Source organism: Amycolatopsis sp. NPDC005003, assembly GCF_053600695.1.
Genome location: NZ_JBSGAI010000105.1, coordinates 1 through 9262 on the forward strand (window position 1 = coordinate 1; position 9262 = coordinate 9262).

Annotated in this window: 11 protein-coding genes; 2 read left to right on the forward strand and 9 right to left on the reverse strand. The window is 71.5% G+C overall.

All coding sequences use genetic code 11. The features are described 5' to 3' along the window. Positions 1-110: 110 nt before the first annotated feature. From ACWED2_RS48110 to ACWED2_RS48140, 7 genes are read right to left on the reverse strand one after another with little or no spacing between them, the layout of a single operon-like run. Positions 111-734 (reverse strand): PaaI family thioesterase, encoded by a 624-nt coding sequence (locus ACWED2_RS48110; protein ID WP_449697202.1) that lies wholly within the window; start codon positions 732-734, stop codon positions 111-113. Then, the gene (locus ACWED2_RS48115; protein WP_449697203.1) at positions 626-1390 is read right to left on the reverse strand and encodes a crotonase/enoyl-CoA hydratase family protein; all 765 of its coding nucleotides are present in this window, start codon (positions 1388-1390) and stop codon (positions 626-628) included. The genes ACWED2_RS48110 and ACWED2_RS48115 overlap by 109 nt, the downstream gene beginning before the upstream one ends. 20 nt (positions 1391-1410) lie before the next feature. Continuing rightward, positions 1411-2559 carry a thiolase family protein gene (locus tag ACWED2_RS48120; protein ID WP_449697204.1) on the reverse strand — a complete coding sequence of 383 codons (1149 nt, stop codon included), beginning with the start codon at positions 2557-2559 and terminating at the stop codon, positions 1411-1413. Further along, the gene (locus tag ACWED2_RS48125; RefSeq protein WP_449697205.1) at positions 2552-3073 is read right to left on the reverse strand and encodes a DoxX family protein; all 522 of its coding nucleotides are present in this window, start codon (positions 3071-3073) and stop codon (positions 2552-2554) included. Before ACWED2_RS48125 ends, ACWED2_RS48120 begins: the two co-directional genes overlap by 8 nt. Continuing rightward, on the reverse strand, positions 3070-3831 hold the full coding sequence (locus ACWED2_RS48130) for a 3-hydroxyacyl-CoA dehydrogenase (RefSeq protein WP_449697206.1): 762 nt from the start codon (positions 3829-3831) through the stop codon (positions 3070-3072). Before ACWED2_RS48130 ends, ACWED2_RS48125 begins: the two co-directional genes overlap by 4 nt. A 24-nt stretch (positions 3832-3855) precedes the next feature. Then, entirely contained in the window at positions 3856-5007 is a 1152-nt protein-coding gene (locus tag ACWED2_RS48135; protein WP_449697207.1) for a thiolase family protein, read from the reverse strand. Next, positions 5004-5408, reverse strand: coding sequence for a Zn-ribbon domain-containing OB-fold protein (locus ACWED2_RS48140; RefSeq protein WP_449697208.1), 405 nt, complete (start codon positions 5406-5408; stop codon positions 5004-5006). Before ACWED2_RS48140 ends, ACWED2_RS48135 begins: the two co-directional genes overlap by 4 nt. A 105-nt stretch (positions 5409-5513) precedes the next feature. On the opposite strand from ACWED2_RS48140, the gene ACWED2_RS48145 reads away from it, so the two are divergent. Together ACWED2_RS48145 and ACWED2_RS48150 are read left to right on the forward strand one after the other, a co-directional pair. Further along, positions 5514-6083 carry a TetR family transcriptional regulator gene (locus ACWED2_RS48145; protein ID WP_449697209.1) on the forward strand — a complete coding sequence of 190 codons (570 nt, stop codon included), beginning with the start codon at positions 5514-5516 and terminating at the stop codon, positions 6081-6083. A 37-nt stretch (positions 6084-6120) separates the two neighbouring features. Next, the gene (locus ACWED2_RS48150) at positions 6121-7305 is read left to right on the forward strand and encodes an amidohydrolase family protein (protein WP_449697210.1); all 1185 of its coding nucleotides are present in this window, start codon (positions 6121-6123) and stop codon (positions 7303-7305) included. 72 nt (positions 7306-7377) lie between these two features. Here ACWED2_RS48150 and ACWED2_RS48155 read toward each other — a convergent pair whose 3' ends face one another. Both ACWED2_RS48155 and ACWED2_RS48160 read right to left on the reverse strand, forming a co-directional pair. Then, the gene (locus ACWED2_RS48155) at positions 7378-8643 is read right to left on the reverse strand and encodes an alginate lyase family protein (protein WP_449697211.1); all 1266 of its coding nucleotides are present in this window, start codon (positions 8641-8643) and stop codon (positions 7378-7380) included. 91 nt (positions 8644-8734) lie between these two features. Further along, positions 8735-9262 (reverse strand): aspartate/glutamate racemase family protein (locus tag ACWED2_RS48160; protein WP_449697212.1); only part of this gene is annotated, 528 nt, incomplete at its 5' end.

Here is a 9262-nt window from a genome sequence, read left to right on the forward strand (position 1 = left end):
CCTCCCCCCTCCCCCCCCCCCCCCTCCTTCCGTTGTGTGCCCCTCGGCTTGGGCGGGGCCGCCTGTTGGTTGTTTTTTGTTTTAATTCGGGTTCTAACCCGAATTACCACTCACGACGGCGGCGGCCGGTCGGCGTCCTGCTCGGCGAGCCAGCGCTGGTGGCGGTCGAAGTGCGCGGGGTCGCGCCGGACCCAGATGCCCGACGCCTTGGCCAGCAGCGCCCGGCCGGGCAGCAGGACCATCTCGCCCTGGATGTACCAGCGGGACCCCGCCCGGCGTTCCACCCAGGCGCGGACCTCGATCGGCCGCTCGACCGGCACCGGCTTGACGAAGCTGACACTCAGCTCGGCGGTGACCGTCAGCGCCCCTTGCAGCAGGGCGATGTGCCCGAGGCACTCGTCGAGCACCGCCGCGGTCCAGCCGCCGTGGGCGACGTCGGGGCCGCCTTCCTGGTCGCGCGGGCAGCGGACGTCGAACAGGGCGGTGTCGACGCCGTCCAGCCGTTCGTGTTCGACGCCCAGCCGGCACGTGCCGGTGAGCCGGCAGGCGCCGCACAGCGCGACCCCGCCCTCGGTCCGCGGCGGCTCCTGGAAGTCGGACCCGACCCAGTGCCGCTCGGGGCCGCTCAGCGTCCGCTCCAGACCGGCTGACGCTTCTCGGCGAACGCACGGGCGCCCTCGATGGCGTCGGCCGAGGCGAACACCGGATCGGTCACGACGCGCTGGCGTTCCCACTGCTCGGTGGCCGGCCAGTCGCCCGCCTCCGCCACGATCTGCTTGGTCGCGCACACGGCCAGTGGGCCGTTCGCCGCGATCCGCGCGGCCAGTTCGCGCGCCGCGGCCAGTGCCCCGCCCGGCTCGGTCAGCCGGTTCACCATGCCCCACCGCGCGGCCTCCTCGGCGCCGAACTGGTCGCCGGTGAGCGCGTATTCCAGGGCGATCCCCCGCGGGATCCGCTGGGGCAGGCGCAGGAGGCCGCCGCCACCGGCGACGAGCCCGCGTTTCGTCTCCGGCAGCCCGAACCGGGCGTCGCGGGCGGCCACGATCAGGTCGCAGGCCAGCGCGATCTCGCAGCCGCCGGCGAGCGCGTACCCCTCGACGGCGGCGATGATCGGCTTGACCGGCGGGCAGGCGGCCAACCCCAGCAGCCCGCGGCCCGGGATGTCCGGGGTGTCCCCGGTGAGGAAGGCCTTCAGGTCCATTCCGGAGCTGAAGTTCCCGCCGGTGCCCGTGAGCACGGCGGTGACGAGGGAGTGGTCCTCGTCGAGCCGGTCCAGTGCGTCCGCGACACCGCGCGCGAGCGCGCCGTTCGCCGCGTTGCGCGCTTCCGGCCGGTTCATCGTGATGATCAGGGTCGCGCCGTCGCGGTCCAGGAGGACTTCGTCCGCCATGTCGTGCCTTCTTCCCCGGCTCAGCCGAGCAGTTCCAGGATGGTGGCGTTGGCCTGACCGCCACCCTCGCACATCGTCTGCAGTCCGTAGCGGATCCCGTGGTCCCGCATGTGGTGCACCAGCGTCGTCATCAGCCGGGCGCCGGAGCCGCCCAGCGGGTGGCCCAGCGCGATCGCCCCGCCGTTCGGGTTGAGTGCTTTGACGTCCGCGCCGAGGTCGGCGAGCCAGGCCAGCGGCACCGGGGCGAACGCCTCGTTCACTTCGAACGCGCCGATTTCGTCGATCGCCAGGCGGCTGCGTGACAGCGCTTTCCGCGTGGCGTCGATCGGCGCCGTCAGCATGATCACCGGGTCGGCCGCGGCCAGCACGGCGGTGTGCACGCGGGCCAGGGGGCGCAGGCCCAGCTCGGTAGCCTTGGCACTCGTCGTGATCAGCAGGGCGGCCGACCCGTCGGAGATCTGCGAGGAGTTCCCCGCGGTGATCGTCCCGTTCTCGTCGAACGCCGTCCGCAGGCCGGCCAGGGACTCGAGGGTTCCGCCGCGGCGGATGCCTTCGTCCAGAGCGACCACGGTTCCGTCATCGAGGGTGACCGGTGCGATCTGCGCGTCGAACCGGCCCTCGTCCTGGGCCGCGGCGGCCTTCTCGTGACTGCCGAGGGAGAACTCATCCAGGCGGGTCCGGCTGAATCCCCACTGCCGCGCGATCATCTCCGCGCCGACCCCCTGGTTCGGGTACGCGCCGTCGTAGCGGGCGAGGTAGCGCGGGCCGTACGGGTCCTGCCCCATCGCCGAGGACCCCATGGGCACCCGGGACATCGACTCGACACCACCGGCGACGACCACGTCGTACTGCCCGGAGACGACCCCGGCCGCGGCGAAGTGCACGGCCTGCTGCGACGAACCGCACTGGCGGTCGACGGTCACGCCGGGCACCGACTCGGGCCAGCCGGCCGCCAGGACCGACGTGCGCGCGATGTCCGCGGTCTGCTCGCCCGCCTGCCCGACACAGCCCCACACCACGTCGTCGACCAGGGCCGGGTCGAGCCCGCTGCGCTCGGCCAGCGCGGTCAGCACGTGGGCCGACAGGTCGACCGGGTGCACCCCGGACAGTCCGCCGCCCCGCTTGCCGACCGGTGTCCGCACCGCTTCGACGATCACCGCGTCACGCATGCTTGCTCCTCTGTCCGATTCGCTCGGGTCGCCAGGTCGCGGCGAGCAGCGCCACCGCACCGAGCACGCCACCGCCGGCGGCGAGCGCCAGCCCGGTCCCGCCCGACAACACGCCGTCCCAGCCGAGGGCGTGGTCCAGCGAGAACCCGCCCGGCCCGGTGAGCGCGAGTGCCGCGCAGACGACCGCGATCATCAGGACGTACTCGTAGCCGTCCTTGAACACGAAGAACCCGTTGGCCCGGTGGGCGGTGATCCCGGCGACCGCCATCGTGCCGACCACGAACGCGGCGGCGAGCGGCGTCAGGAAACCGGCGGCGAGCGCCGCGCCCGCGGCCAGCTCGCCGGCCCCGCTGAGCAGCGCGTGCAGCCGGGCCGGGCGCATGCCGAGCGAGGCGAACCAGCGGGCGGTGCCGTCGACCCCGCCGCCGCCCCACAGGTGGTTGTACCCGTGCGCGGCCATCGTCGCCCCGACCACCAGCCGGACGAGCAGCGCCGCGGTGTCCGCCGCGGTCATCGCGGGCTCATCCGGATCGCGCCGTCGAGCCGGATCACTTCGCCGTTGAGCATCGCGTTGGCCACGACGTGGGCGACCAGCGCGGCGAACTCGGCCGGATCGCCGAGCCGGGAGGGGTGCGGCACCTGCTTGCCCAGCGCGGCGCGCAGTTCCTCGGGCGCCGCGGCCATCGGCGGGGTGTCGAACAGCCCCGGCGCGATGGTGACCACCCGGATCCGGTGGCCGGCCAAGTCACGGGCGATCGGCAGGGTCATGCCCGCGACACCGGCCTTCGACGCGGAGTAGGCCGCCTGGCCGATCTGCCCGTCGAAGGCCGCCACCGACGCGGTGTTGACCACCACGCCGCGCTCCTCGCCGGAGAGTTCTTGTTTCGCCATGCGTTCGGCGGCCAGCCGGATCACGTTGAAGGTGCCAATCAGGTTGATCTCGACGATCTTCGTGAACTCCGGCAGCGGGAACACCCCGTTCCGGCCGAGGATCCGGACGGCGTTCCCGGTGCCCGCGCAGTTGACCGCCACGCGCAGCGCACCGAGCGAGTCCGCGACGTCGAGCGCGGCCGCGACCTGCTCGGGATCCCGGACGTCGGCGGGGGCGAACCGGACGCCGTCGCCGAGCCCGGCGGCCACCTGCTCGCCGTCCGAGCCGGGCAGGTCGAGGATCACCACGCGCGCACCGGCGCGGAGGAGGGCCTGGGTGGTCGCCAGGCCGAGCCCGGACGCTCCGCCGGTCACCACGGCGACCCCGTCACGGATATCCATTGCCGTCACCTTTCGTCTGCGGAGCTAGCGGGACAGGATCGTCACGGCGGACGCGCCGGGCGCGCCGTAGAGGTGGGTGTAGCCGACCCCCGGGTCGCCGCCGACCTGGCGGGCACCGGCGCGGCCCTGCAGCTGGAGCACGATTTCGTAGATCTGGCGGAGGCCGGAGGCGCCGATCGGCTCGCCGTGGGCGATCAGGCCGCCGTCGGTGTTCACCGGCAGCCGGCCGCCGATCTCGGTGGCGCCCTCGGCGAGCCACTGCTCCTGCTCGCCGTCGGCGCAGAACCCGTTCTCCGCCAGGTGGATCAGTTCGGATCCGGCGTCGGTGTCCTGCAGCTGGGCGACCCGCACGTCGTCCGGGCCGATGCCCGCGACCTCGTAGGCGGCCCGGGACGCGTCGACCGTGGGGCTCGGCGCGCTGGTCAGCGGCAAGGACGGGCTCTGCAGCTCGAAGGCACCGAACCGCCGGGACCGCAGTTCCGAGGCGCGCACGTACACCGGCGACGACGTGAATTCCCGGGCGAGGTCACCCCGGCACAGCACGACGGCCGCGGCGCCCTCGTCCGGCCCGCAGTACATGTACCGCGTCAGCGGGTGGTTCACCACGGGAGCGTCGAGGATCTCCCGCTCGGACAACGGCTTCTGCCGCCAGGCGTGCGGGGTGATCGAGCCGTTGCGCAGGTTCTTGGCGGCGATCTTCGCCAGGCTTTCGACGGACACGCCGTGGTCGTGCAGGTACTTGTTGATCTTCGTGCCGAAGAAGTGGGTGGTGAGGAACAAGCCGGTCCGGCCGTACCAGGCGGGCAGCCCGGCCACCGCGGGGTCGGCGGCGAACGCGCCCCGCGGGTGCTTGTCCATCCCGATCGCCATCGCGACGTCGGCCTCGCCGTGCCGGATGGCCGCCGCGGCCAGCTGCAGGGACGTGCCCCCGGTGGCGCAGCCGTTGAAGACGCCGCGCACCGGGATGCCGGTGAGTCCCAGCAGGCCGACGATCGCGTCGGGGTTCGACACCTCGTAGCTGCCGACGTACGCCGTTTGGACCCGGGACCACTCGGTGCCGGCGTCGGCCAGCGCCGCCCGGGCCGCCTCGGCGCCCATCTGCAGCGCCTGCTTGTCGCCGTGCCGGCCGAACGGGTGCAGGCCGACGCCGACGATCGCCACGTCCGGCGTGCTCATGACGCCACCGGCGCGAACGCGTAGGTGAGCACCTCGGTGCCGTCCTCCCGGGTGGTGTAGGGAACTATCCGCAGCTCCATCGGCTGCCCGATCCGCAGCTTCGCCGGATCGGGCTCGGTGAACCGCGCCTGCACCAGCAGCTCGCCGGGCAGCTCGACGTACCCCAGCGCGTACGGCCGGAAGGTTTCGTCGGTGTCATTGCCGTCGTACGGCGGCGAAGGCGGCCGGAACTGCTGGGTCGTGAACGCCCACAGCGTGCCGCGGCGGCCGAGCAGGTGCTGCTCCTCGCCAGGGCGGGCGGGGAACGACAGGACACCGTCGTCCCCGCGGGATGCGATCAGCCTGGGTTCGGCGGCGGGCCACGTGAACAGGCCGTCCGCGACGGCCATCTGCGTCGTCATGCCGCCGATGCTAGCAGTCGCTGATTCATCTATCCATATCTATTAGTTAGATAATTTACCCGATGCTCTTGCGAGAGTCTCTCAGGCCGACATAGCATCGCAGCCATGACCCTGCGGGAGCGGAACCGGCTGCGGACCGCGGCCGACGTCGAGACGGCCGCGCTCGAGCTCTTCGAACGGCACGGCTACGACCACACGACCGTGGAGCAGATCGCCGCCAGGGCCGGGATCTCCAGCGCGACGTTCTTCCGCTACTTCCGGGCCAAGGAGGACGTGCTCTTCAGCGGGGAGGACGCGTCGGCGGGTGAACTGGTCGCCCTGGTGGCCCAGCGGCGCGACCGCCGCCGCACCGTGGCCGCGCTCGCCGAACCGGTGTGCCGGTTCGCCCACCGCTCGGTCGCCGACCCGGCCACCAGCGGCCAGCGGCTCACCCACCTCGTCATGACCACGCCGGCCCTGGAGGCCCGCAGCCTCCGGCTCCGGCTGCGCTGGGAACGCGAAATCGCGGCCCAGCTGGCGCGCGAAGCCGGCCTCGGCCGGCCGGACCTCGGCCACACGCTGGCCGCGGCGATCGCGGTGTCCTGCCTCACCAGCGCCCTGCGGGCCGGGCACCACGGGGGCTCGATCACCCACCTGACCCGGCAAGCGTTCGCACGCTGCGCCGAACTCACCTGACCGAGATTCTGCTGACCGAAAGACAAGGAGAACCACGATGGCCGGCAAGCTGCCCTACCAGATGATCGACTTCGACACCCATTCCTACGAGACCGAGGACTGCTTCACGCGGTTCATGCCGGAGGCCAAGAAGGACTCCGCGATCCAGACCGTGCGGCTGGCGTCCGGGAAGAAGGTCCTGCTCGCCAACCACAAGATCGTCAACGCGCTCGAGAACGACCTCGACAAGGCGTACGTGCCGGGTTCGCTGGCCGAGATGCTGCGGCAGCGGTCGCTGGGCGTCGAGTCCGAGTCCGAGCGGTTCTTCGAGGACATCAAGGACGAGTACCTCCGGCACGACGCCCGGCTGGCCAAGATGGACGAGCAGCAGATCGAACGCGGGCTGATGTACCCGGGCGGCTGGGCGCTGATGGCCGAGGCGTACCTGGACGGGATCGACCCGCTGTACGACAACCTGCATTCCTTCAACCGCTGGATCGACGAGGACTGGGGCTTCAACTACAAGGACCGGATCTACGCGCCGGCGATGCTGTCCCTGCGCGACCTCGACCGGGCGGTGGCCGAGCTGGACACCGTGCTCGCGGCCGGTGCCCGGTTCGTCCTGCTGCCCGCCGGGCCGGCCTACGGCCGCTCCCCCGGCGACCCGTACTTCGACCCGATCTGGTCGCGGATCAACGAGGCCAAGGCGCGCGTGGCGTTCCACATCTCCGAGTTCCACTACCAGTCCAATGTGGCGTCGCAGTGGGGCTGGGGGCTCGTGCCGCCGTTCCAGTTCTCGGCCTGGCAGTGGCAGAACACCTACGGCGAACGGCCGATCACCGACACGCTGTCGGCGCTGATCTTCGACAACCTCTTCGGCCGCTTCCCGGACATCCAGGTCGTGGTGAGCGAGTTCGGCGCCGAGTGGGTGCCGCACTTCCTCAAGCACATGGACAAGAGCCGCGGCATGGGCCGCAACGGCATCTGGCTCGGCGGGCAGCTGCCCGAGCGCCCGAGCCGGATCTTCCACAAGCACGTCAAGGTGGTGCCGTATCCCGAGGACGACATCGTGGGCCTCGTCGACCGGCTGGGCACCGCGGACTCGCTCGTGATGGGCTCGGACTGGCCGCACGCCGAAGGACTGGCCGAGCCGGCCGACTTCTACGACCGGCTCAGTGGTCTCGGCGACGAGAACCGCAAGAAGTTCCTGCGGGACAACGCGCTTTCGGTGCTGGTGGACTGATCGAAAGCAGTCTGCCGCGGCTGGTCGTGAGTGGTAATTCGGGTTAGAACCCGAATTACCACTCACGAGGGGTCAGCGCAGGGGTGGGTCGAGCGGGAAGCAGGACACTCGCACCGGCCACGTGTCGCCGCCCGTGGGTAGCGGCATCTGCTTGAGCGCGGCCGCCGCGTCCGGGTCGTGGGCTTCTTCGGCGGCGGCGTGGAAGATGTCCGCCGCGATCGACTGGTCGAAGACCCCGATCTGCTGGTGGGGCCAGGCCGATGCGCCGTGCAGCGCGCCGGGGATCAGCTGGTCGACCACCTTCCGCAGCGTCACCCCGTTCGAGGCGCGGTACTTCCAGACGTCGACGCCGAGGTTCTTGCCGACCTCCGCCATCCGGCCCCACGCCGTGAGGTTGAAGTTGACGTAGTGCCACGACATCGTGCGCGACAGCTCGAGGGGCTGGCTGCCGTCGGCGGCGAACTGCACCGGGAAGCGCTTCTGCTCGGCGTCCAGCACGATCTTCCGTGCCGCGTCGCGGTGCCCCAGGTACGCCGAGATCGTCGCGTTCTGCATGTCGAGGAACGTGCCGTGGTTGTTGGTGGCGGCCAGTTCCAGCTTCGCCTGCGGGCTGGTCTGCATCCAGTTCAGGTACTGCGTGAGCCACGCCTTGATCCCGGACCTGTCCTTCCCGGTCCAGCCGGGCGCGCCGCCGTCGAGCAGCGCGAACGCGTCCATCAGCTGGCTGAACGACTGCGTCGAGTCGATGATCCCGGTGCCGCTGACGGTGTTGCGGCAGGGCACGATTTGCGAGTACGTCATGTTCGGGTTCATCTTCGTGGCCGGGTCGAGGAACCACGTCCGGATGTCCAGCGCCGCCCGCTTCGCGTACTTCGCGTCGCCGGTGTAGTACCAGGCCAGCGAGAGGTAGTACATCGCGTCCCACGCCCACATCCGGTAGGTGTGGTCGGTGATCGCGTCGGCCTCCGGGTTGCGCTGGCCGTCCTTGCTGACGTACGGGCAGCCCTGCGGGTTCTCCGGGGTCTTCGGCTGGCTCGCCCACCAGTAAGGCGCTTGGCTCATGTAGTCGTGCTTGTCGCCGCTCGGGGGCGCCGACGGCTTGTCCATGACCGACCACGGCCCGTCGGTGAGCGCGGTGTTCGCCTTGGCCAGCACGGCTTTCAGCGCGTCACGCTGGACCGCAGTCGCGTGGCCGCTGCGGATCGCCTGCTTGATGTTCGCGAGTTCGGCACCGTCGGTGACGACGGTGTGCGGTGGCGACGCGGCCACCGCCGTCCCGCTCACCGGGACCAGGACCATGCACACCGACAACGCCAGCGCGCCCAGAACGCTTCGCACCTCGACCGCCTTCCGGGGACGGCAAAATCCCCAAGTCGTCACCGGGCGGCGGTACGGCTGCAGGGATTCTGACCAGGCGGGGCCGGAGGTGTCAACCAGACCAGGTGCGGCGCTTGTCCAACGGCTTCGCGTACGACCCCGCGCGGCTCGTCTTCAACCCCAGTGCCACCAGGGACTCGGCGAGCCGGACCGCGGCCGCGACGCCGTCGATGACCGGAATGTCCAGCATCCTCGCGATCTTCCGGTCCAGCCCGGTCATCCCGGCGCAGCCGAGCACGAGCACCTCGGCCCCGGCGTCCCGCGCGCGGCGGCCCGCGGTGAGCAACGCCGACTCGGTCCGGCGTTCGTCGGTCAGTTCCAGCACCCCGAGGCCGGCGCCGGTGACCGTGACGCAGTTCTGCGCGACCCCGGCGGCGTGCAGGCTGTCCTCGATCAGCCCGCACGTCCGGTCCAAAGTGGTCACCACGCCGTAGCGGCGGCCGAGCAGGCAGGCCAGGTGCGCGGCGGCCTCGGTGATGTCGACGACCGGCACGTCGAGCAGTTCTCGCGCGCCCTCGCGGCCGTGGGGGGGGGCCACCCGGCGGGCCTCTGCGGTGGTCGGCTCGTGGGGAGAGTCGGG